Raw genomic sequence first — 21,380 nt, forward strand, 5'->3', positions numbered from 1 at the left:
CCGTGCCCGCGAAGAACGACGGCCCCGGCGACGGCGCCACCCTCAGCAAGTCCGAGCAGACCCGCGCCCTGATCCTGGAGACGGCCATGCGGCTGTTCCAGGAGCGCGGGTACGACAAGACGACCATGCGGGCCATCGCCAAGGAGGCGGGGGTCTCCGTCGGCAACGCGTACTACTACTTCGAGGGCAAGGAACACCTGATCCAGGGCTTCTACGACCGGATCGCCGCCGAGCACCAGGTGGCGGTCCGGGAGGTCCTGCGCCGGGAGACCGACCTGGAGGCCCGGCTCGCGGGCGTGCTGAAGGCGTGGCTGGACATCGCCACGCCGTACCACGAGTTCGCGGTGCAGTTCTTCAAGAACGCCGCCGACCCGGACAGCCCGCTCAGCCCCTTCTCCCCCGAGTCGGAGCACGCGCGCGTGGAGGCGATCAGCGTCCACCGCGCGGTGCTCGCCGGGACGAAGAGCAAGGTGCCCGAAGAGCTGCGGGACATCCTGCCCGAGCTGATGTGGCTGTCCCAGATGGGGCTCGTCCTGTACTGGATCTTCGACCGCACCGAAGGCCGGGAGCGCAGCTACCGGCTGGCCGAGCGCGGCGCACGGATCACCGCGCGGGGCATCGCCCTGGCCCGTTTCCGGGTGCTGCGGCCCCTGGTGCGCGAGGTGCACGAACTGTTCACGGAGTTCCTGCCCGGGATGACGAAGGCGCTCCCCGACCCGGCGAAGAAGGGGAACGGGGCGCCCGCCGGCGACGGGCGCCCCGACGCCGTCAGTTGACGGCGTCCACCTCACCGGGCGTGAGTTCCACGTCGTGCACCAGCGGGCCGTCCGTCACGGACACGGCTCCCGCGCGGGAGCCGTACGGGGCCGCCGTGACCGCGAGCAGATAGGTGCCCGGGGCCGGTACGGAGACGATGTACGCGCCGTCGGCGAGGGAGACCACGCGGTCCAGTTGGCGGCCGCCCGAGGTCAGCAGGGTGACGGCCGCGCCCTCGACGGGTTCGCCGTCGGCGGTGCGGACGAAGCCGTGGACGACCGAGGAGGGACCGCCCGGAACGCCGGAGGGCGTCGTGGGCGCCGCGGTCTCCTCCTCCCCCGGTTCCACCGCCAGGTGCGGCAGCCGCTTCTCCAGGCCGGCCGGCAGCCACCAGTTGGACTTCCCGAGCAGGTGCATCACGGCCGGCACCAGTGCCGTACGGAGGATGAACGCGTCCAGGGCGACCGCGGCGGCCAGTCCCACGCCCGCCATGGCGGCGCCGTAGTCGCCGCTGAGCACGAAGGCGAGGAAGACGCAGACCATGATCAGGGCCGCGGAGTTGATGACGCGGCTGGTTTCCGCGAGGCCGACGCGCACCGCGCGGGCGTTGTCCCGGGTGTGCACCCACTCCTCGTGCATCCGGCTCACCAGGAACACCTGGTAGTCCATGGAGAGCCCGAACAGCAGCGACAGCATGATGATCGGCAGGAAGGACGCGATGGGGCCCTCCTGGCCGAGGCCGAGCAGGTCCAGGCCGTAACCCCACTGGAAGATCGCCACCAGGACGCCGAAGGAGGCCGCCGCCGCGAGCAGGTTCATCACGGCGGCCGTCAGCGGCACCACCAGGGAACGGAACGCGAGCAGCAGGAGCAGGAAGCCCAGGCCGATGATCGTGCCGATGAACAGCGGCAGCCGCTCTCCGGTCACCGTCGCGAAGTCCTTGGACACCGCGGTCACCCCGCCGACGTGGGCCTCCACGCCCGCCTCCGGGATGACGTCGTCGCGCAGGGTGTCGATGAGCCGGTCCGTCTCCGCGTCCTGCGGGGAGGTGGTGGGGACGACCTGGATGACGGTGACGCCGTTCGCGGGCGGTACGGCGGCTACCTGGGCGACACCCTCGGTCTCCTCCAGGACGGTCACCAGGTTGTCGGGCGCCTCGCCGTCCACGACCACCTGGAGCGGGCCGTTGAAGCCGGGCCCGAAGCCCTCGGCGAGCAGGTCGTAGGCCTGCCTGGTGGTCATGGAGGCGTCGTCGTTGCCCTGGTCCACGGTGCCCAGGCGCAGCGACAGCAGCGGGACCGCGAGCGCCGCCATCAGGACCACGGCCAGGACGGCCACGGACCGCGGACGGCGCTGGACGCCCGCCGACCAGCGCGCGGCGAGACCGCTCGCCGTCTCGGTCTCCGGGCCCTTCTCCGCGAGCCTGCGGCGCTGGCGGCGGCTGAGCACCCGGTGCCCGAGCAGGCCGAGCAGCGCGGGCAGCAGGGTGACGGCGGCGAGCACGCTCAGCACGACGGTGAGCGTGGTGCCGATGACCACGCCGTCCAGGAACCGCAGGTTCGTCACCAGCATCCCGGCGAGCGCGATGCACACCGTGCCGCCCGCGAACAGCACCGCGCGGCCGGAGGTGTTGAGGGCGGCGACCGCCGCCTCCTCCGGATCGGCGCCGCGCAGGATGCCGCGCCGGTGCCGGGTGACGATGAACAGGGCGTAGTCGATGCCGACGCCGAGACCGATCAGCGTGGACAGCAGCGTGGCGAGTTCGGGGACGTTGGTGACGTGGCTGAAGAGCTGGGTGCCGAACATGCCGGTGCCGACGCCGAAGACGGCGACCACGATCGGCAGCAGCATCGCGAAGAGCGACCCGAAGGCCACGAACAGCACGACGGCGGCGGCCAGGATGCCGACCAGCTCGGCGGTGCCCGTCGGCGGTTCCTGGACGCGCGTGATGGCCTGGCCGCCCAGCTCCACCTGGAGCCCGTCGCGCGCGGCGTCCTGCGCCGTGTCGACGACGTCCTGGACCAGCTCCTTCGGCACGGCGTCCGCCTGCTCGGCGAACGTGACCTGCGCGTAGGCGATCCGCCCGTCCTCGCTGATCTGCGCCGCGCCCTGGGCGCCGTAGGGATTCGTGACGGCGCCGACGCCCTCCATGCGCCCGATCTCCGTCAGCGCCGGCTCGATCCGGGACCGTACGGAGTCGTCGCGCACGGAACCCTCGTCGACCTTCCACACCACGGTGTCGGTGTCGCCGGCGCGTTCCGGGAACGCCTTCTCCATCAGGTCGTACGCCCGCTTGGAGTCCGTGTCCGGCAGCGAGAAGACCTCCGCGTAGTTCGTGCCCGCGCCGCTCGCCGAGACCCCCAGTCCGAGCAGCGCCCCCACCCACACCAGCAGGACCACCAGCCGATGCCGATAGCACCAGCGTGCCAATACCGCCACTTCAAGCTCCTTCGTCGCTCGGTCGGTCCCCCAGGTCCTGGGCAGCAGAATCGACGGCGGCACCCGCGCGGGGACACGGCTCGGGCGGGACTCTCAAGGAACTCCAAAGCGAACACCGGTACGGCCGGTGGGGGTTCCGCCGATACTGGGGGCATGACGACAGCTCCCGGCACCGTGCTGGTCGTGGAGGACGAGGAGAGCATCGCGGACGTCCTCGCCATCGCCCTGCGCTACCACCGTTTCGAGGTCATGACCGCGGGCACGGTCCGCGAGGCGCTCGCGCTGACCGAGCACACCCACCCCGACTGCGCCCTCCTCGACGTGATGCTGCCGGACGGCGACGGCCGCGCCCTGGGGCGTGAACTGCGGTCCCGGCGGCCGGAGCTGGCGCTGGTGTTCCTCACCGCGCGGGACGCGCCCGCCGAGGTCGTCGGCGCGCTCGGCTTCGGCGACGACTACATCACCAAGCCGTTCAACATCGACGAGGTCGTCGCCCGGATCACCGCCGTACTGCGCCGCACCCGCCCCGCCGACGTCCTCCCGCAGCGGGCGCCGCTGCGCCACGGCGACCTGGAACTGGACGAGACGACGTACTCGGTGCGCCGCGCGGGCCGCTCGGTGGAGCTCACCCCCACCGAGTACGCGCTGCTGCGCTTCCTGGTGCGCAACGGCGGCCGGATCGTGCCGAAGGAACAACTGCTGCGCCACGTCTGGCAGTACGAGCACGCCCCGGCCGAGTCGACCGTCGTCGAGACCTACATCAGCTATCTGCGGCGCAAACTCGACGCCCTGGGCCCGCCGGTGATCACCACCCGGCGCGGGGTCGGGTACGGCCTGACGTGAGGCTCCCGATCCGCAAGCCGGGCCGCGGGCGGGGCATCCACTCGCTGCGCGGGGCGCTGACCCTGGCGAACGTGGTGCTGCTGGCCCTCGGCATCGTGGCGGCCACCGTGGTGAGCGTGATGGGCATGCGCTACTACCTGCTGGACCAGATCGACACGGAGCTGACCCGCACCCGTGACTCGCTGGGCGGTACGGAACTGACGCTGCGGCAGATCGACTCGCTGAGCGTGCTGAGCTTCTTCCGCGACCGGGTGGATCCGGACTGGAACCGGGAGGACGACCCGGACTCGATCTTCGCCGCCGTGGACAGCCGGGGCGAGCCCGTCGGCGTCCTCGGCTTCGAACCGACCGAGGCCCAGCGCGCCCTGGCCGACGCGGTGGGCGACGCGCGCACCCTGCTCCAGGACCCGGAACCGCACGACGTCACCGTGCGCGGCTCCGCCTACCGCGTCACCGCCGCCCGGCTCGCGGACGGCACGTACATCCTGATCGCCGGCTCCACCGAGGCGGTGCACCACGCCATCGCCAAGGCGGTCAAGTTCGACCTGGCCATCGGGACGCTGCTGTTGCTGCTGCTGGCCTGTCTGACCATGTTCAGTGTGCGGCGGCGGATGCGGCCGCTGGAGGACATGGTGGAGACCTCGTCGGCGATCGCGGAGGGCGACCTGACCCGGCGGGTGCCCTCCAGCCGGGACCCGATCCTGGAGGTGGAGCAGCTACGGCTCGCCCTCAACTCGATGCTCCAGCAGGTGGAGTCGGCGTACCGCACGCGCGAGCGCAGCGCGGCCCAGCTCCGGCGGTTCGTCGCCGACGCCTCGCACGAACTGCGGACGCCGCTGGCCGCGATACGCGGCTACCTCCAGCTCTACGACCGGGGGATGCTGCGGGAGCCGACGGAGCGCAGACGGGCCTGGGACCGGATGCTGGCGGAGTCCGACCGCATGGGGCGGCTCGTCGACGAGCTGCTGGTGCTGGCCCGGCTGGACCAGCGTCCCGAACTGCGGCTGCGGAACGTGGACGTGTGCCGGCTGGTGCGGGACGCGGCGGAGGACCTGCGGGTGCAGCAGCCGGAGCGGGCGGTGACCGTGGACGCGGACGGCGTGGTGCTGGTGCGCGCGGACGAGTCGGGGCTGCGGCAGGTCCTGGGGAACCTGCTGGGCAATGTGCGGACGCACACTCCGGCGGACGTCGCGGTACGGCTCGGGGTGGTCCGCGCGGACGGGGTGGTGCGGCTCTCCGTGGCGGACGACGGGCCGGGCCTCGCGGCGGAGGACGCGGCGCGCGTCTTCGACCGCTTCTTCCGCGCGGGCGGGGGCGCGGGGAGCGGTCTCGGCATGGCGATCGTGCAGGGCGTGGTGCGGGCCCACGGGGGTGAGGTGGCGGTACGGACGGCGCCGGGCGAAGGGCTGGAGGTGACCGTGACGCTGCCGGCCCGGCCGGGAGCGTGCCCGGCGGACGACGAGCCGGCACCCGCCGCGTCGAGCCGCACGGCATGAGGCCGGTTCACTCCCCGGCGGCCACGAGGTCCGCGACCCGGGCGGTGCGTGCGCCGAGCGCGGTCAGCCGGTCGAGGGCCTCACGGTGCCGCGCCTCGTCGGGGCTCGCGGTGGCGTCCTCGGCCACGACGACGCCGTGGCCCAGGCGCAGCGCGGTCGCGGCCGTCGCGGCGACGCCGTGCGCGGTGGAGAGCCCGGCGACCACGATCCCGGTGACCCGCTCGCGGCGCAGTACGTCGTCCAGCCCGGTGCCCTCGAAGGCGTCGGGACCGTGTTCGGTCACGAGGTGGTCGCCGGGGCGCGGCGTACAGCCGGGCACGAGCCGGTTGGGGGCGGCGTCCGGACCGCCGTCCGCCCCGTCGGCACGCACGTACCGGACCAGGACGACCGTCGGGAAGTGGTCACGCAGCCACCCGCACGCCTCGACGACGACGCCCCCGCCGACCGGCTCCCAGGACATGCCGGCGATCCACCGCTGCGGATCGACCAGCACGAGTGCCGTACGAACGTGACTCATCGGGTCCCCCCTGGCTGCGGGCAGTCGTGCCTCCCCCAGTGCCTCAAGGGCCTGGGAAATACCCCCGGGGCGGCACGGGTGGGCGATGGAGGCCCCCCCGCTCATGGGGGTCCCCCGCTCATGGGGGTCCCCCCGCTCGAGCGAAGCCGAGAGTGGGGGAGAAGCCGAGAGCGGGGGAGGCACCCCACAAGCGCAGGTGAGGGAAACCCGCCCCCGGCCCACCCCGACACACCGTCAGGCCTGCTTGGAGGCCAGCTCGATCACCGTGATGTCCGACGGCGCCCCCACCCGCGTGGGCGGCCCCCACGCACCGGCTCCCCGGCTGACGTACAACTGCGTGTCCCCGTACCGGTCGAGCCCCGCCAGCGTGGGATTGGCCAGACCGGCCACGAGGTTGCCGGGGAACAGCTGCCCGCCGTGGGTGTGACCGGACAGCTGAAGGTCGACACCGTGGTCGACGGCGTCATGGATCTGCACCGGCTGGTGGGCGAGCAGCACACACGCCCGTCCCCGGTCCCGGTCCCCGAGCGCCTTGGCGTAGTCCGGGCCCTGCCCCTCGTCCTCGCCGGCCACGTCGTTGACCCCCGCCAGGTCGAAGTGCGGCAGCTCCGTGCGGGCGTTCTCCAGCGGGTTCAGCCCGAGCCGCCGCACCTCCTCGACCCACTGCTCGACACCGGAGAAGTACTCGTGGTTGCCGGTGACGAAGAACGACCCGTGACGCGCCCTCAGTTGCGCCAGGGGGGCCGCGGCCGGGCCGAGGTCCTTCACGCTCCCGTCCACCAGGTCGCCGACGACCGCGATCAGGTCCGGCTGGGTCGAGTTGATCGTGTCGACGACCTTCTGCGCGAAGCCCCGCCCGAGCACCGGTCCGAGGTGGATGTCGCTGACCACCGCGATGCGGTAACCGTGCGCCGCGCGGGGAAGCTTGGCGAGCGGCACGGTGACCCGCTTCACGCGCGGCCCGCGCAGCACGCCGTACGTCCCGTAGCCGACGGTCCCCACGGCCGCCGCGGCGGCGGCCCCGCCGACGACCCGGGAGACGAACAGCCGCCGGGAGGGGGCGGCAGGCGTCTCCCGCGGGCCGGGGGCAGCGCCGTCGGCCGCCGAGCTGTCCCCGTCCGTCCCACCGTCCGTCCCGCCCTCAGGACCGCGCCCCGCGCCCTGCCCGGCCGCTATCGGCTCCGGCCGCGCGGGTACGGGCACCGCCTCCTCCGGCGTCCTCGCCCGCCGCTCCAGGATCCGCCGCAGCACCGGCCGCACCAGCTCGCCCGCGAGCACCGCCAGCAGCAGGTACAGGACCAGGGCCAGCCACAGGAAGCCGGGCCAGGCCAGGACCTGCTGGAGCCGGAACGGGGCGCCGCCGCGCTCGGCGACGAGGGCGCCGACGGTCAGCGCCCAGCCGCCGGCGATCACCACGACGCCCGCGCGGCGCACCGCGCCCGGGCCCTTCGTGGTGTCCCGGAACAGGCGCCGCCACACGTACCAGTTGCCCGTCACCAGGACGGCCACGACCAGTAGCGCGATGAGTACGAAAACGATGGCCACGAGGCGGAGTTCCCCTGTTCCCGGTCAGGACGTCCGTGACGTCCGGCTCAGTGCGCGCAGTCCGCGCAACCCGATGCCCCCGATGACCGTCCCCAGTACGAAGGAGACGACGGCGAGCGTCAGGTGAACGAAGAAGTACGCCGTCGGGTGCCCGTTCTCGAACGCGAGTCCACTGCTGTCCTTGACCAGGTTCTTGACGAAAGTGACCCAGATGACCCAGCTCCACACTCCGAAGGCGAGCAGGAACCAGGAGACGGGGCGGCTGAGCTTCATGGCTCCAGTATCACCGGGCGGTGTCCGGATCCTTGCCCGGGGTGGGGACCTGCCCGGGACTTCGTCAGGTATGGCATGTACGTTTCCGGTCGTGCCCGCACCCAAGAACACCGTCCGGCGATCGCTGCTGGTCGCCTCCGCCGTCCTGCTGTCCACCGCGCTGACCGCGCCCGTCGCGCTCGCGGCCCCCAAGCCGTCGACGAGTCCGTCGGCCACGCCCCCGGCGAAGACGTCCATCGTGGGCGGCGCCCGGCTCAGCCGGCCGGGGACGCAGGTCAACCTCGCGAGCGGGGTGCCGGTGCTGCCGAAGGACCTGTCGGCCCGCTCCTGGATCGTCGCCGACGCCGAGTCCGGCGAGGTGCTCGCCGCGCACAACGCGCACTGGCGGCTGGCCCCGGCGAGCACGCTGAAGATGCTGTTCGCGGACACGCTGCTGCCGAAGTGGCCCGGGACGACGGAGCACAAGGTCGAGCCGTCCGACCTGGCCGGTATCGGCTCCGGCTCCAGCATGGTCGGCGTCAAGGAGGACGAGACGTACACCGTCCACGACCTGTGGCTGGGTGTCTTCCTCCGCTCCGGCAACGACGCCGTGCACGTGCTGTCGGCGATGAACGGCGGCGTCGAGGACACCGTCGAGGAGATGAACGCGCACGCCGAGGAGCTCCAGGCGCTCGACACCCACGTGGTCAGCCCCGACGGCTACGACGCCCCGGGGCAGGTGTCGTCCGCGTACGACCTGACGCTGATCGCCCGTTCCGGGCTGCAGAAGAAGGACTTCCGGGAGTACGCCTCGACGGTCAGGGCGCAGTTCCCCGGCGAGACGAAGAAGAACAAGAAGGGCAAGAAGGTCCGCGGATCCTTCGAGATCCAGAACACCAACCGGCTGCTGGCCGGCGACACCGACGTGCCGGTCTACCAGGGCATAGCCGGTGTGAAGAACGGCAACACCACCAACGCCGGCGCCACCTTCACCGGTGTCGCCGAGCGGGACGGCAAGGTGCTGCTGGTCACCGTGATGAACCCGCGGAAGAACGTGAGCAACGAGGTCTACAAGGAGACCGCGAGGCTCTTCGACTGGGGTTTCAAGGCGGCCGGCAAGGTCGAGCCGGTGGGTGAGCTGGTGCGGCCGAGGAGCGCGGCGCAGGCCGATGCCCAGCCGGGCCCGTCCGCCTCCCCGGGTGAGGCCGGGGGCGCCGGGGACGGTGCCTTCGCGGCCGGCCCGAAGCCGGTGGCGAGTGCCGCGTCGGGCGGCGGCGCCGACGGCATCGGGGTCGCGCTGGGCATCGCCGGCGGAGTGGTGGTGCTGCTCGCGGGCGGCGCCTTCCTGGTCAACCGGCGCTGGCCGCTGCCGGACCTGGTGCGCCGCCGCTCGCGTCCGTGACCCCGGGGACCTCGTCCCGCTTGCTCCGCGTCGCCGTCCAGGCGGCGCAGAACAGGACCAGTTTCGAGGTGAGGTTGATCCACAGCAGCAGGGCCATCGGGACGCCGAACGCGCCGTACATGCTCTTCGTGGCCACGCCCTGCAGATAGCCGCTGAGCAGCAGTTTCAGCAGTTCGAAGCCGACCGCGCCGGTGAGCGCGGCGACGATCAGGCGGTGCCGGGCGGGTTCGACGCCGGGCAGCAGGGTGAGGACGTACAGCAGGAGCAGGAAGTCGGCGCCGACGGCGACGGCGAACGCGGCGACGTGCAGGACGATCCCGCCCCAGCCGCCCTTCTCCAGCCCGATGGCGTCGCTGATCCGGCCGACCATCGCGGAGGCGACGGCGGAGGCGGCCAGGGTGATCAGGACCGCACCGCCCAGGCCGACGAGGATGCCCAGGTCCTTGCCCTTGCCCAGGAGAAGGTTCTCCTCCTCGTCGGGCAGCTCCCACACCGCGCGGAGGCATTCGCGCAGGGAACCGGCCCAGCTGATGCCGGTGAACAGCAGCACGGCACCGGCGATGAGTCCGACGGTGCCGGCGTTCTCCACCAGTTCCCCGATGTCCAACTGGTCGGAGATGCCGGGCACCTGGTCGGTGATCTTGTCTTGGAGGGTGTCCCGCTGGTCCTGGCTGAGTGTGGCGGCGCCGATCGAGGCGGCCACGGTGAGCAGCGGGAACAGCGCGACGAAACTCCTGAACGTCATCGCGGCGGCCAGTCGCGTCCAGTGCACCCGGTCCAGACGCTCGTACGACCGCCACGCGTGCGTGAGCATCAGCCGGGCCGTCCACGGCCCGACGACCGGGAGCCTTTTCAGCCAGTCCATGATCCGACCCTGCCCCCATCGTGGAAGACCCATGTCCGGGTACCCCGGAACCGGACCTCCGTGACCGGTGGCGGAGCGGACGGTTTCCCACCGGCCGGTCTCTCACGGGACGGTTCCGCACCGGCCCGTTCCTCACCAGTCGGCCACCGCCAGGGCGTACATCGCCGCCCAGATCAGGCCGATGACGGCGAGCGCGCGGTCGCCCAGCACCACGTCCTCGGGCTCACCGGCGGTCCCGCGGTCGGCGAAGACGGCGTAGCGGAGGACGGCGAGGACGAAGGCGACCACGGAAAGCTGCCGCCAGGGCAGCACGCTGGTGTGCGGCACACCGCCCTCCTCCAGCGCCCACAGGCAGTAGCCGAGGACGGCGACGCCGGCGGCGAGCTGCCAGACGAAGCGGAGGTAGCCGGTGGTGTACTCGGTGAGCAGCGCACGCGTGGCACCCGCCCTCCCGGTCATCTGCACGGCTTCGGAGTAGCGCTTGGCGGCGACCATGAACAGCGCGCCGAACCCGGTGGTGATGAGGAACCAGCGGGACAGGGGGATGCCGAGGGCGAGGCCGCCGATCACCGCGCGCATCACGAAACCGGTGGTGACGACGACGAGGTCGACGACGAGGACGTGCTTGAGGCTGACGCAGTACGCCAGTTGCACGGCGAGGTAGGCGGTCAGCAGCGCGGCGGCCTCCGGGGGGCACAGCCGGGCCGCGACGGCGGGCGCGAGGACGCCGAGGGCGATCCCTACGGCGTAGGCGGCCGGCACGGGCACCTGGCCGGCGGCGACCGGGCGGCGGCACTTGACGGGGTGGGCGCGGTCGGCGTCGGCGTCGCGCGCGTCGTTGACGAGGTAGACGGCGGCGGCGCAGGCCGTGAACAGGACGAAGACCAGGGAGAGCCGGGTCAGGGCGTGAACGGAGAACAGTTCGCCGGCGGCGGCCGGGGCGGCGATCACCAGGACGTTCTTGACCCACTGCTTGGGCCGCGCGGTCAGCAGCAGGCCCTTGAGGAGGCCGCCCCTGACGGGCGGTGCGGTCTGCCGTCGGTCGGAGCGCTCGCGCAGGAGGGTCACGCGGGGCCTCCCGCCATCCAGCGGGCACCCAGGCGGGCCGTGAGCACGCCGAGGGCGGCGCCGGCCGCCACGTCCGACGGGTAGTGGACGCCGGCCACCAGGCGGGACACGCAGACGGCGGCGGCGAGCGGGGGCACCGCGCGGGCGCCCAGCGCGCCGAAGGCGACGGCGGCGGCCGCCGCGGACGTGGCGTGCGCGCTGGGGAAGGAGTGCCGGCCGACCGTGCCGACCAGGGGTTCGACGTGTGCGGGGCGCGGACGGCGCACGACCCGCTTCACGGCCGAGCCGGCGGCGTGGGCGCCCGCGGTGAGCGCGGTGCCGCGCAGCCAGGCGCCGCGCCGGGGACGGTCCACGACGGCTCCGGCGAGCCCCACCGCGAGCCACACCGCCCCGTGCTCCCCCGCCAGGGACAGCGTCCGCGCGGCACCGGCCACGCGCGGGTCCGCGCCGCACGCTCTGAGGGCGGAGACGATCCGGTGGTCCACGCCGTGGAGACCGAGTGGGCGGGGGAAGTCATAGCGGCCGTGGGGGCCGTGGGGGCCGTGGGAGTCGTGGAGCTCGTCCATGGGGACTCACTGTTCACGCCGGACGGGCCGGAAATCCCGTCACCGAGGAGCGACATCCCATTAATCACCCGTTTCAGGGACGGGTATGACGTTTTAAAACCAAACAGTCACATAAGGGCGATACGGTCACCGTCATGTCTGCCGACACCGTTCCCGTCACGGGGTGGGGCCGCACCGCTCCCACCGCCGCCCGGCTGATCCGCCCACGGACGTACGAGGAGGCCGCCCGGGCCGTCCGGGAGTGCGGGGCCCGCGGAGGCATCGCGCGGGGACTGGGACGGGCGTACGGGGACGCGGCGCAGAACGCGGGCGGCGCCGTGCTCGACATGACGGGCTTGGACCGCGTGCACGCGATCGACGCCGACGGCGGCACCGTGCTGTGCGACGCGGGCGTCTCCCTGCACCGGCTGATGGAGGTGCTGCTGCCGCTCGGCTGGTTCGTGCCGGTCACCCCCGGCACGCGCTACGTGACCGTCGGCGGGGCGGTCGGCGCCGACATTCACGGCAAGAACCACCACGTCTCCGGCTCCTTCTCCCGCCATGTGCTCTCCCTGGAGCTGCTCACCGCCGACGGGCAGGTCCGTACGGTCGTGCCGGGCACGCCGCTGTTCGAGGCGACCGCGGGCGGCATGGGCCTGACCGGGGTGATCCTCACCGCGACGATCCGGCTCCAGCCGGTCGAGACCTCACTGATGTCCGTCGACACCGAGCGCGCGAGCGACCTCGACGACCTGATGGCCCGCCTCGCCGACACCGACCACCGCTACCGCTACTCGGTCGCCTGGATCGATCTGCTGGCCCGCGGCGCCGCCACCGGCCGCGCGGTGCTCACGCGCGGCGACCACGCCCCCCTGGACGCGCTGCCCCGGAACGCACGTGCGCGCGGGGAGCCCCTCTCCTTCCGCACCTCCCGCCTCCCGGCCGCCCCCTCCTTCGTCCCCGAGGGCCTGCTCAGCCGCACCACCGTGGGGCTGTTCAACGAGCTCTGGTACCGCAAGGCGCCCCGCGCGCGGACGGGGCAGCTCCAGCGGATCCCCGCGTTCTTCCACCCCCTGGACGGCGTACCGCACTGGAACCGCGTCTACGGCCGGGGCGGCTTCGTGCAGTACCAGTTCGTCGTCGGGCACGGCCGGGAGGACACCCTGCGCCGGATCGTGCGCCGGATCTCCGAGCGCCGCTGCCCGTCCTTCCTCGCCGTCCTCAAGCGGTTCGGGGAGGCCGACCCCGGCTGGCTGTCCTTCCCGGTGCCGGGCTGGACCCTGGCCCTGGACATCCCGGCCTCGCTGCCCGGCCTCGGCGGCTTCCTCGACGAACTCGACGAGGAGGTCGCCGGCGCCGGCGGGCGCGTCTACCTCGCCAAGGACTCCCGGCTGCGCCCGGAACTGCTCGCGGCCATGTACCCCCGCCTGGACGACTTCCGCGCGCTGCGCGCCGCACTGGACCCGCGCGGGGTGTTCGTCTCCGACCTGGCCCGCCGCCTCCGCCTCCAGGTCACATCCAGCTAGGAGCTGTCATGAAGGACGCCTTCGGCCTCCCCCAGTCCCTGCTCGTCCTCGGCGGCACGTCCGAGATCGCGCTGGCCACCGCGCGGCGGCTGATCGCCCGCCGCACCCGCACGGTGTGGCTGGCCGGCCGCCCCTCCCCCGGCCTGGCCGAGGCCGCCGAAAAACTGCGCGGCCTCGGCGCCGAGGTGCGCACCGTCGCCTTCGACGCACTCGACCCCGCCGCCCACGAGGACACGCTCGGCAAGGTCTTCGCCGAGGGCGACGTCGACATGGTGCTGCTCGCCTTCGGCACCCTGGGCGACCAGGCCCACGACGAACGGGACCCGTCGGCCGCGGTGCGGGTCGCGCAGACCAACTACACCGGCGCGGTCTCGTCGGGCCTGGTGTGCGCGAGCGCCCTCCAGGCGCAGGGCCACGGCTCCCTGGTGGTGCTGTCCTCCGCGGCGGGCGAGCGGGCCCGCCGCGCGAACTTCATCTACGGCTCCAGCAAGGCCGGCCTGGACGCCTTCGCCCAGGGCCTCGGCGACGCGCTGTACGGCACGGGGGTGCACGTCATGGTCGTACGCCCCGGATTCGTCCGTACCCGGATGACCGCAGGACTCCCCGAGGCGCCGCTGGCCACCACGCCGGAGGCGGTCGCGACGGCCGTCGAGCTGGGGCTGCGGCGCCGCGCGGAGACCGTGTGGGTGCCGGGCACGCTGCGGGTGGTGATGTCGGCGCTGCGGCACCTGCCGCGCGGGGTGTTCCGCCGGCTGCCGGTCTGAGACCCGGCCGGGGGCTCAGCGGGCGGAGACGGATCCCCGGTCCACGCTCCCGGACTGCGGGGGCACCACCGCGGTGCCGAAGGGGAAGTCGCGCAGTTTGCGCCACACCCCGTCGGCGCCCTGCTCGTAGAGCGCGAAGCCGGTGCAGGGCCACTCGGCCTCGTAACCGGCGAGCTCCTCGAAGGCGCGGTCCATGGCCGCCTCCTCGATGCCGTGCGCCACGGTGACGTGCGGGTGGTACGGGAACTGCAGCTCGCGGGCGACCGGGCCGGAGGCGTCACGGACCTGCTTCTGCAGCCAGGTGCAGGCCTCGCCGCCGTCGACGACCCGCACGTACACCACCGGCGACAGCGGCCGGAAGGTGCCGGTGCCGGACAGCCGCATCGGGAACGGGCGGCCGGCCGCGGCGACCTCGCCGAGATGCGCCTCGACGGCCGGCAGGTCGGCGTCGTCTATCTCGGTCGGCGGCAGCAGGGTGACGTGCGTGGGGATACCGTGAGCCGCGGCGTCGCCGAAGCCCGCGCGCAGCTGCTGAAGCCGGCTGCCGTGAGGCTCCGGGACCGCGATCGACACGCCGATCGTTACGGTCCCCACGTCGTCTCCTGTCGTTGTGGTGGTGAAGCGTGGCGGTGAAGCTGCGGTGTGCGCCGGGTGACCGCGGAAACGGTCACCCGGTTATCGACTGTACGACCACGACCCGGATGCGGGCAGGCGCAACCGGAGTGATGTGCAGCGCTGTGCGGTGGTACGGATCGCCGCCGTGGGCCGGTTCAGCGCCGGTGCGGTGTGTCCGTCCGGTGCGCCGGCTCAGTGCTTGGCGGGCAGGAAACCGACCCGGTCGTACGCCTGGGAGAGGGTCTCCGCGGCGACGGCACGCGCCTTCTCCGCGCCCTTGGCCAGGATCGAGTCCAGCGTCTCGGGGTCGTCCAGGTACTGCTGGGTGCGCTCCTTGAAGGGAGTCACGAATTCGACCATGACCTCGGCGAGGTCCGTCTTGAGCGCACCGTAGCCCTTGCCGGCGTACTTCTCCTCCAGTTCGGGGATGTCCGCCCCGGTGAGGGTCGAGTAGATCGTGAGGAGATTGCTCACCCCGGGCTTCTCCACGACGTCGTAGCGGATGACCGTGTCGGTGTCGGTGACCGCGCTCTTCACCTTCTTGGCGGTGGCCTTCGGCTCGTCCAGGAGGTTGATGAGGCCCTTCGGCGTGGACGCCGACTTGCTCATCTTGACCGCCGGGTCCTGGAGGTCGTAGATCTTCGCCGTCTCCTTGAGGATGTACGGCTTCGGCATCGTGAACGTCTCGCCGAACCGGCCGTTGAAACGGTCGGCGAGGTCGCGCGTGAGCTCGATGTGCTGGCGCTGGTCCTCGCCCACCGGCACCTCGTTGGCCTGGTAGAGCAGGATGTCCGCGACCTGCAGGACCGGGTACGTGAACAGGCCGACGGAGGCGCGGTCGGCGCCCTGCTTGGCGGACTTGTCCTTGAACTGGGTCATGCGGGAGGCCTCGCCGAAGCCGGTGAGGCAGTTCATGATCCAGGCGAGCTGGGCGTGCTCGGGCACGTGGCTCTGCACGAAGAGCGTGCAGCGGTCCGGGTCGAGACCGGCGGCCAGCAGCTGGGCGACGGCCAGCCGGGTGTTGGCGCGCAGCTCCTTCGGGTCCTGCGGGACCGTGATCGCGTGCAGGTCGACGACCATGTAGAACGCGTCGTGGGTCTCCTGCAGGGCCACCCACTGACGGACGGCGCCGAGGTAGTTGCCGAGGTGGAACGAGCCTGCGGTGGGCTGGATTCCGGAGAGCACGCGGGGTCGGTCAGTCGCCATGTTCCTTATTCTCGCAGGTCCCGCGGAGCGGTCCGGAAATAGGTGGGAACCGATCCGTGCCCGGCGGTGTAACAAAGACGTGAGGACGCGGGAGGGGGGCCGCATCGTCGATGAGGCCGCGGTGATCGCACGCGTACGCGCCGGGGAGCCGGAGGCGTACGCGGAGCTGGTGCGGGCCCATACGGGCATCGCGCTCAGGGCGGCCGCCGCGCTCGGGGCGGGGGCGGACGCGGAGGACGTGGTGCAGCAGGCCTTCGTCAAGGCGTACTGCGCTCTGGGCCGGTTCCGGGACGGCACGGCGTTCCGGCCGTGGCTGCTGTCGATCGTGGCCAATGAGACGAGGAACACAGTGCGTGCCGCCATGCGCCGGAACGGCCTCGCCGACCGGGAGGCGGCGTTCATGGAGGCGGAGCCGGTGATACCGGAGTCGACGGACCCGGCGGTCGCGACGCTGGAGACGGAGCGCCGCGGGGCGCTGGTGTCCGCCCTGGAGAAGCTGAGCGAGGAGCACCGACTGGTCGTCACCTACCGCTATCTGCTCGAGATGGACGAGCGGGAGACCGCCCAGGCCCTGGGCTGGCCCCGGGGCACGGTGAAGTCGCGGCTGAACCGCGCCCTGCGCAAGCTGGAGCGCCTGCTGCCGGACTTCCGGCCCCGGGAAGGGGGTGAGAGGCGTCAACTACCCGGCTCTGTAGGGCCGGGCTTGCAGGCAGAGTGGGGCATGAAGTCCCGCTGTGGTTTCCTGCGTCCGGAACGGTTAGGCCGTTCTGGGGCGGTTGACCGCGCCCCGCTGCCACGCGGCATCGGCCCGGTGGGCGATGTTGCGGGAGCCGTTGTGGTCCGCGTGCATGACCGTTCCGCAGGACCTGCACACGAACCGTGCCTGTGTCACCCGGTTGGTGCGGTGGGTGTGCCGGCACTCGGAGCACTGGCGGGAGGTGTTGCGCGGGTCCACGTGGACCACGGGCACACCCGCCCGCCTGGCTTTGTAGGCGATGAACGCGCCGAGCTGGGCGAATGCCCAGGAGTGCAGTCGTGCCCGCTGGTCTTTCCTGGCCGTAACCCTCTGCCGGATACCGGACAGGTCTTCCAGTCCGATACCGCGGGAGGTGCGTTCAGCGGTGGTCACGAGTTTCTTGGCGATGATGTGGTTGCGCTGGGTGGCGTACCGGGTCTCTTTGCGGCGCTGGCGCTTGAGGACACGGGCCGCGCTCTTGGTGCGCTTCTTCTGGAGCTTGGCGCGCAGGTCACGCTTGCGTCGCCGGTAGCGGTTGACCTGCCGCCCGGACATGATCTCGCCGTCCGAGGTGGTGGCGATGTTGACGATGCCGAGGTCGACGCCGAGAAAGCCGTCGGGCTCGTAGGTCTCGGGTTCGGGTACGTCGACGGTGGCGATCAGGAAGAACATCCCGTCACGCATCACCAGGTCGGATTCGCCCTTGCGGGAGGCGAGCAGGCGGAGCGTTTCGGGCGAGCAGACGAACGGCATGTGCTTGAGACGTCCGGCCAGTGTCCAGATACTGACGGTCCGGGCGTCGAGGTTCCAGGTCAGAATCCGGTCGTCATACGGCTGGGCCGCGTCCTCACGGAACCGGACCGGCCCGGACTCCACCCGGGCACGGCGCCTGGACCCCTCGGGGCCGTGGTTCCCGGCCTTGAGGTTGCCCTTCAGCGTGGCGTAGGCGTCGCACACCTTCTTCACCACCCGCACCGCGGACTGCGCCCCGAGATCGAAGTCGGCCTTGATCCGGTGGTACACGGCATCCTGCAACACGTTACGGCGCTTGAGGTCCTTCGCGAACGCCACCTCCGATGCCGCGTTCGCGGCCCGGTTGCAGGCACGCAGAGTCGCCGCCAGCGCGTCCGCGTCATGAGCGGACGCAGGCAACAACTTCACCTGCGCGACAATCTTCACACAGAACACCCTAGTACACAGAGTGACGAGAGATGAACTCTACGCACAGACACAACGAAGAGAACTCCGCCGCCGCGCGGCTCCGCCGCGAAGAAGCCATTCCTCCCGGGGCTGAAGCCCTGGGCTTCCTGGCTGGATCACGGTGGTGGGCGATACCGGGGGCCGTGGCCGGAGCGGTACCGGCCCTGTGCTGCGCCCGTATGTGACGCGGTGGCCCCTGGTCCGCCGGCGGAAGGACGACCCGGGGCCGCGGCAGGAGCTGCTGGACGCCTGACGACGGGCGCGCGGCGGCCCGGTGCGTGACCGGACCGCCGCGGGGCGCGTCGAGCAGGGCCGGGTCGCCTCAGCCGAGGTCGATCTCCGGGTAGAGCGGGAAGCCGGCGACGAGCTCGGTGGCGCGGCGGGAGATCTCGTCGGCGACCTTCGCGTCGAGGACGTGGGCGGCCTTGGAGGGGGCACCGGACTTGGTGGTGCCGGGCTCGGTCGTCGTCAGGACCCGGTCGATCAGGCCCGCGACCTCGTCCATCTCCGCCGTGCCCAGGCCGCGCGTGGTCAGCGCGGGGGTGCCGATGCGGATGCCGGAGGTGTACCAGGCGCCGTTGGGGTCGGCGGGGATGGCGTTGCGGTTGGTGACGATGCCCGAGTCGAGCAGGGCGGCCTCGGCCTGGCGGCCGGTGAGGCCGTAGGAGGTGGCGACGTCGATCAGGTTGAGGTGGTTGTCGGTGCCGCCGGTGACCAGGGTGGCGCCGCGCCGCATCAGGCCCTCCGCGAGGGCGCGGGAGTTGTCGACGATGCGCTGGGCGTAGTCCTGGAAGGCGGGCTGCCGGGCCTCGGCGAGGGCGACGGCCTTGGCGGCCATGACGTGCGGGAGCGGGCCGCCGAGGACCATCGGGCAGCCGCGGTCGACCTGGTCCTTGAGGGAGTCGTCGCACAGCACCATGCCGCCGCGCGGGCCGCGCAGCGACTTGTGGGTGGTGGTGGTGACGATCTGGGCGTGCGGGACCGGGTCGAAGTCGCCGGTGAGGACCTTGCCGGCGACGAGACCGGCAAAGTGGGCCATGTCGACCATGAGCGTGGCGCCGACCTCGTCGGCGATCTCGCGCATGATCCGGAAGTTCACCAGACGGGGGTAGGCGGAGTAGCCGGCGACGATGATCAGCGGCTTGAACTCGCGGGCGGAGACGCGCAGGGCCTCGTAGTCGATGAGGCCGGTGGCCGGGTCGGTGCCGTAGGAGCGCTGGTCGAACATCTTGCCGGAGATGTTCGGGCGGAAGCCGTGGGTGAGGTGGCCGCCGGCGTCCAGGGACATGCCGAGCATGCGCTGGTTGCCGAAGGCCTGGCGCAGCTCGGCCCAGTCGGCCTCGGAGAGGTCGTTGACCTGGCGGGCGCCGGTCTTCTCCAGGAAGGGGGCCTCGACGCGGTCGGCGAGTACGGACCAGAAGGCGACCAGGTTGGCGTCGATGCCGGAGTGCGGCTGGACGTAGGCGTGGCGGGCGCCGAAGAGCTCCTTGGCGTGCTCGGCGGCGAGCGACTCGACGGTGTCGACGTTGCGGCAGCCGGCGTAGAAGCGGCGGCCGACGGTGCCCTCGGCGTACTTGTCGCTGAACCAGTTGCCCATCGCGAGGAGGGTGGCCGGGGAGGCGTAGTTCTCGGAGGCGATCAGCTTGAGCATCTCGCGCTGGTCGACGACCTCCTGGCCGATGGCGTCGGCGACGCGCGGCTCGACGGTGCGGATGACGTCGAGCGCGGCTCGGTAGGCCTGGGAGGCGAGGGTGAGCTCGGCTGGCATGGGGACCTCCGGACGTTGTGATCGGCGTTCGGGTCGGCCCAGGCGCACGGCACATGTTTCGGACCCGAAGGGTCCGGGGCCGCTTCCCGATGGTTGTTCCCATCCTTGCGCGCCAGTCACGGCCCACGGTCACATTACCGGGTGGCACGAAGTGCCACGGGGAGGCGTCCACCATGCGGGCGTCGGCCTCCGCCTCGTCGACGCGGGCGGCGCGGGAGGCGTGCTAGAGGATCACGTGGGGCAGGAAGCGGGCGTACTCGTCCGTCACCAGGCCCGACGACTCCCGGATGCCCAGGCCCGCCGACTCGTCCTCCACCACCCAGGCGCCCAGGACGACGTGGTTGCCGTCGAAGGCGGGGAGGGGGGCGAGCTGCTGGTAGCAGCAGGGTTCCTCGCGGGGGACCGGATCGGAGCCGGGCTCGTGGACGGTCACTCCCGCGCCCTCGCGGCCGAGCAGGGGCTTGGCGACCCAGCCGGTGGTGTCCGCCAGGTCCCGTGGGCCGTCGAGGTAGGAGGGGAGGAGGTTGGGGTGGCCGGGGTAGAGCTCCCAGAGGATCGCCAGGAGGGCCTTGTTGCTGAGGAGCATCTTCCAGGCCGGCTCGATCCACAGGGTGGTGCCGGTGCCGCCGCCGTTGTCGAGGGTGTCGAGGACGTGGCCGGCGAAGCGGTCGGTGGTGAGCCACTCCCAGGGGTACAGCTTGAAGATGCTGCGGATGAACCGGAGCCCGTTGTCGACGAAGCGGCCGGAGAGACGGTCCCAGCCGATCTCCTCCATGGAGAGCCAGTCGGTGGCGAGGCCGGCCTGTTCGGCGGTCTCCTTGAGGTAGGCGACGGTCATGAGGTCCTCGCCGAGTTCGTCGGCGGAGGAGTGGGCGAAGTACAGGGGGCTGCCCGGCGGGAGAAGTGCGGCCTGCTTCCTCCAGGCGTCGACGAGGCGCTCGTGGAGGGAGTTCCACTGGTCGGCACCGGGGAAGCGTTCCTCCATCCAGAACCACTGGGGGGAGGCGGCCTCCACCAGGGAGGTGGGGGTGTCGGCGTTGTACTCCAGGAGTTTCGCCGGGCCGGTGCCGTCGTAGCGGAGGTCGAAGCGGCCGTAGACGGAGGGGAGTTCGGCGCGCCGGTGCCAGGCCTCGGCGACCACGCGGGCGATGCGCGGGTCGGTGATGCCGAGGTCGGCGAAGCGGTCGGCGGTGACGATGTGCTCGGCGGCGGCGAGGCACATGCCGTGCAGTTCCTCGACGACCTCCTCCAGCGCCTCGATCTCCTCCAGGCCGAAGACGTAGTAGGCGCTCTCGTCCCAGTAGGGGCGCAGGGAGCCGTCCGGGTAGCGGGTGAGCGGATAGATGAGCCCCTGCTCCTCGACGGTCTCCTGCCAGCCGGGGCGGGGCTCGGTCGTACGCCGTTCCATGATCCGGTCAGCCGCCGCTGCTGCCGGAGCCCGAGCAGCCGAAGCCGCCCCGGTCGACTGCCTCGCTGCGGCTGAAGGTGCCGTCGTCGGCGTAGCCTCTGCTGACGTCGGCGTCGTAGTACCAGTCCGCGTTGGTGCGGGACGTACTGATCGAACCGGAGGTCTTCCCGGAGGACTTGCAGTTCTTGTCGGCGACGATCTTGTAGCCGTTGAGGTAGTCGTAGCTGTCCCGGTCCACGCACCGCCGGTCCGGATCCGACCCGCACGCCGACAGCGCCGCCGCGAGCACGCCCATCCCTCCGAGCACCACCGTGCTGGACCGCAGCCGCCGCCGTGTCTCCGCCATGCCCGTCACTCCCCCTCGCACACCTCCGGGTCACCTCTCCCGGCTCGCGGCGGACAGCCTAGAGACCGCCCGGACGGCACGCA

Annotated in this window: 19 protein-coding genes, 1 pseudogene and 1 riboswitch; of the genes and pseudogenes, 7 read left to right on the top strand and 13 right to left on the bottom strand. The window is 72.1% G+C overall.

The window, feature by feature from the left end; translation table 11 throughout:
* Window positions 1-2 precede the first annotated feature (2 nt).
* On the top strand, window positions 3-776 hold the full coding sequence (locus tag ACF1DX_RS07030; protein ID WP_391790187.1) for a TetR/AcrR family transcriptional regulator: 774 nt from the start codon (window positions 3-5) through the stop codon (window positions 774-776).
* Here ACF1DX_RS07030 and ACF1DX_RS07035 read toward each other — a convergent pair.
* Entirely contained in the window at window positions 769-3,186 is a 2,418-nt protein-coding gene (locus ACF1DX_RS07035; RefSeq protein WP_391790471.1) for an MMPL family transporter, read from the bottom strand. The genes ACF1DX_RS07030 and ACF1DX_RS07035 overlap by 8 nt on opposite strands.
* A 162-nt stretch (window positions 3,187-3,348) precedes the next feature.
* Between ACF1DX_RS07035 and ACF1DX_RS07040 the strand changes: the two genes are divergently transcribed.
* Together ACF1DX_RS07040 and ACF1DX_RS07045 are read left to right on the top strand one after the other, a co-directional pair.
* Window positions 3,349-4,038 (top strand): response regulator transcription factor, encoded by a 690-nt coding sequence (locus ACF1DX_RS07040; RefSeq protein ID WP_391790188.1) that lies wholly within the window; start codon window positions 3,349-3,351, stop codon window positions 4,036-4,038.
* Window positions 4,035-5,534 (top strand): sensor histidine kinase, encoded by a 1,500-nt coding sequence (locus ACF1DX_RS07045; protein ID WP_391790189.1) that lies wholly within the window; start codon window positions 4,035-4,037, stop codon window positions 5,532-5,534. The genes ACF1DX_RS07040 and ACF1DX_RS07045 overlap by 4 nt, the downstream gene beginning before the upstream one ends.
* Before the next feature lie 7 nt (window positions 5,535-5,541).
* On the opposite strand, the gene ACF1DX_RS07050 is transcribed toward ACF1DX_RS07045, so the two are convergent.
* The 3 genes from ACF1DX_RS07050 to ACF1DX_RS07060 form a co-directional block, all read right to left on the bottom strand.
* Entirely contained in the window at window positions 5,542-6,051 is a 510-nt protein-coding gene (locus tag ACF1DX_RS07050) for a cysteine hydrolase family protein (RefSeq protein ID WP_391790190.1), read from the bottom strand.
* A gap of 234 nt (window positions 6,052-6,285) precedes the next feature.
* Window positions 6,286-7,596, bottom strand: coding sequence for a metallophosphoesterase (locus tag ACF1DX_RS07055; protein WP_391790191.1), 1,311 nt, complete (start codon window positions 7,594-7,596; stop codon window positions 6,286-6,288).
* Window positions 7,597-7,620: 24 nt separating this feature from the next.
* A complete protein-coding gene (locus ACF1DX_RS07060) occupies window positions 7,621-7,869 on the bottom strand; it encodes an SCO4848 family membrane protein (protein WP_085572387.1) in 249 nt (82 codons plus the stop codon).
* A 91-nt stretch (window positions 7,870-7,960) separates the two neighbouring features.
* On the opposite strand from ACF1DX_RS07060, the gene ACF1DX_RS07065 reads away from it, so the two are divergent.
* Window positions 7,961-9,250 (top strand): D-alanyl-D-alanine carboxypeptidase family protein, encoded by a 1,290-nt coding sequence (locus tag ACF1DX_RS07065; protein ID WP_391790192.1) that lies wholly within the window; start codon window positions 7,961-7,963, stop codon window positions 9,248-9,250.
* On the opposite strand, the gene ACF1DX_RS07070 is transcribed toward ACF1DX_RS07065, so the two are convergent.
* From ACF1DX_RS07070 to ACF1DX_RS07080, 3 genes are all read right to left on the bottom strand, one after another.
* On the bottom strand, window positions 9,198-10,115 hold the full coding sequence (locus ACF1DX_RS07070) for a YihY/virulence factor BrkB family protein (RefSeq protein WP_391790193.1): 918 nt from the start codon (window positions 10,113-10,115) through the stop codon (window positions 9,198-9,200). The two genes, ACF1DX_RS07065 and ACF1DX_RS07070, sit on opposite strands and share 53 nt — an antisense overlap.
* Before the next feature lie 132 nt (window positions 10,116-10,247).
* A complete protein-coding gene (locus tag ACF1DX_RS07075) occupies window positions 10,248-11,183 on the bottom strand; it encodes a decaprenyl-phosphate phosphoribosyltransferase (RefSeq protein ID WP_391790194.1) in 936 nt (311 codons plus the stop codon).
* Window positions 11,180-11,749 carry a phosphatase PAP2 family protein gene (locus ACF1DX_RS07080; RefSeq protein WP_391790195.1) on the bottom strand — a complete coding sequence of 190 codons (570 nt, stop codon included), beginning with the start codon at window positions 11,747-11,749 and terminating at the stop codon, window positions 11,180-11,182. Before ACF1DX_RS07080 ends, ACF1DX_RS07075 begins: the two co-directional genes overlap by 4 nt.
* Window positions 11,750-11,883: 134 nt before the next feature.
* Here ACF1DX_RS07080 and ACF1DX_RS07085 point away from each other — a divergent pair, with 134 nt between their 5' ends.
* Together ACF1DX_RS07085 and ACF1DX_RS07090 are read left to right on the top strand one after the other, a co-directional pair.
* Window positions 11,884-13,254, top strand: coding sequence for an FAD-binding protein (locus tag ACF1DX_RS07085; RefSeq protein WP_391790196.1), 1,371 nt, complete (start codon window positions 11,884-11,886; stop codon window positions 13,252-13,254).
* 8 nt (window positions 13,255-13,262) lie between these two features.
* Window positions 13,263-14,018 carry a decaprenylphospho-beta-D-erythro-pentofuranosid-2-ulose 2-reductase gene (locus tag ACF1DX_RS07090; protein ID WP_391790197.1) on the top strand — a complete coding sequence of 252 codons (756 nt, stop codon included), beginning with the start codon at window positions 13,263-13,265 and terminating at the stop codon, window positions 14,016-14,018.
* Between the two features lie 15 nt (window positions 14,019-14,033).
* On the opposite strand, the gene ACF1DX_RS07095 is transcribed toward ACF1DX_RS07090, so the two are convergent.
* Window positions 14,034-14,612 (bottom strand): 2'-5' RNA ligase family protein, encoded by a 579-nt coding sequence (locus ACF1DX_RS07095; RefSeq protein WP_391790198.1) that lies wholly within the window; start codon window positions 14,610-14,612, stop codon window positions 14,034-14,036.
* A 213-nt stretch (window positions 14,613-14,825) separates the two neighbouring features.
* The gene (gene trpS, locus ACF1DX_RS07100) at window positions 14,826-15,818 is read right to left on the bottom strand and encodes a tryptophan--tRNA ligase (protein ID WP_391790472.1); all 993 of its coding nucleotides are present in this window, start codon (window positions 15,816-15,818) and stop codon (window positions 14,826-14,828) included.
* Window positions 15,819-15,960: 142 nt separating this feature from the next.
* Here trpS and ACF1DX_RS07105 point away from each other — a divergent pair.
* Window positions 15,961-16,518 (top strand): annotated as a pseudogene (locus ACF1DX_RS07105) (RNA polymerase sigma factor); the annotation flags it as partial.
* Between the two features lie 78 nt (window positions 16,519-16,596).
* Here the strand turns inward: ACF1DX_RS07105 and ACF1DX_RS07110 are convergent.
* The 4 genes from ACF1DX_RS07110 to ACF1DX_RS07125 form a co-directional block, all read right to left on the bottom strand.
* Window positions 16,597-17,754: an RNA-guided endonuclease InsQ/TnpB family protein gene (locus ACF1DX_RS07110; protein ID WP_391790199.1), complete on the bottom strand. Its 1,158-nt coding sequence runs from the start codon at window positions 17,752-17,754 to the stop codon at window positions 16,597-16,599.
* A gap of 343 nt (window positions 17,755-18,097) precedes the next feature.
* The gene (locus tag ACF1DX_RS07115) at window positions 18,098-19,543 is read right to left on the bottom strand and encodes a glycine hydroxymethyltransferase (protein WP_391790200.1); all 1,446 of its coding nucleotides are present in this window, start codon (window positions 19,541-19,543) and stop codon (window positions 18,098-18,100) included.
* Window positions 19,544-19,572: 29 nt separating this feature from the next.
* Window positions 19,573-19,673, bottom strand: a riboswitch (ZMP/ZTP riboswitch).
* 93 nt (window positions 19,674-19,766) lie between these two features.
* Entirely contained in the window at window positions 19,767-20,951 is a 1,185-nt protein-coding gene (locus ACF1DX_RS07120; protein ID WP_391790201.1) for a glutathionylspermidine synthase family protein, read from the bottom strand.
* Window positions 20,952-20,958: 7 nt separating this feature from the next.
* On the bottom strand, window positions 20,959-21,297 hold the full coding sequence (locus tag ACF1DX_RS07125) for a hypothetical protein (protein ID WP_391790202.1): 339 nt from the start codon (window positions 21,295-21,297) through the stop codon (window positions 20,959-20,961).
* Window positions 21,298-21,380 lie beyond the last annotated feature (83 nt).

The organism is Streptomyces sp. NPDC014676 (assembly GCF_043084105.1).
GTDB lineage: Bacteria > Actinomycetota > Actinomycetes > Streptomycetales > Streptomycetaceae > Streptomyces.

Bases quoted from the DNA above. Each gene is read 5' to 3' on its own strand.
- ACF1DX_RS07040 (WP_391790188.1), top strand. From the start codon at position 3,349: ATGACGACAGCTCCCGGCACCGTGCTGGTCGTGGAGGACGAGGAGAGC.
- ACF1DX_RS07050 (WP_391790190.1), bottom strand. From the start codon at position 6,051: ATGAGTCACGTTCGTACGGCACTCGTGCTGGTCGATCCGCAGCGGTGG.
- ACF1DX_RS07060 (WP_085572387.1), bottom strand. From the start codon at position 7,869: ATGAAGCTCAGCCGCCCCGTCTCCTGGTTCCTGCTCGCCTTCGGAGTG.
- ACF1DX_RS07070 (WP_391790193.1), bottom strand. From the start codon at position 10,115: ATGGACTGGCTGAAAAGGCTCCCGGTCGTCGGGCCGTGGACGGCCCGG.
- ACF1DX_RS07080 (WP_391790195.1), bottom strand. From the start codon at position 11,749: ATGGACGAGCTCCACGACTCCCACGGCCCCCACGGCCCCCACGGCCGC.
- ACF1DX_RS07085 (WP_391790196.1), top strand. From the start codon at position 11,884: ATGTCTGCCGACACCGTTCCCGTCACGGGGTGGGGCCGCACCGCTCCC.
- ACF1DX_RS07090 (WP_391790197.1), top strand. From the start codon at position 13,263: ATGAAGGACGCCTTCGGCCTCCCCCAGTCCCTGCTCGTCCTCGGCGGC.
- ACF1DX_RS07115 (WP_391790200.1), bottom strand. From the start codon at position 19,543: ATGCCAGCCGAGCTCACCCTCGCCTCCCAGGCCTACCGAGCCGCGCTC.
- ACF1DX_RS07120 (WP_391790201.1), bottom strand. From the start codon at position 20,951: ATGGAACGGCGTACGACCGAGCCCCGCCCCGGCTGGCAGGAGACCGTC.
- ACF1DX_RS07125 (WP_391790202.1), bottom strand. From the start codon at position 21,297: ATGGCGGAGACACGGCGGCGGCTGCGGTCCAGCACGGTGGTGCTCGGA.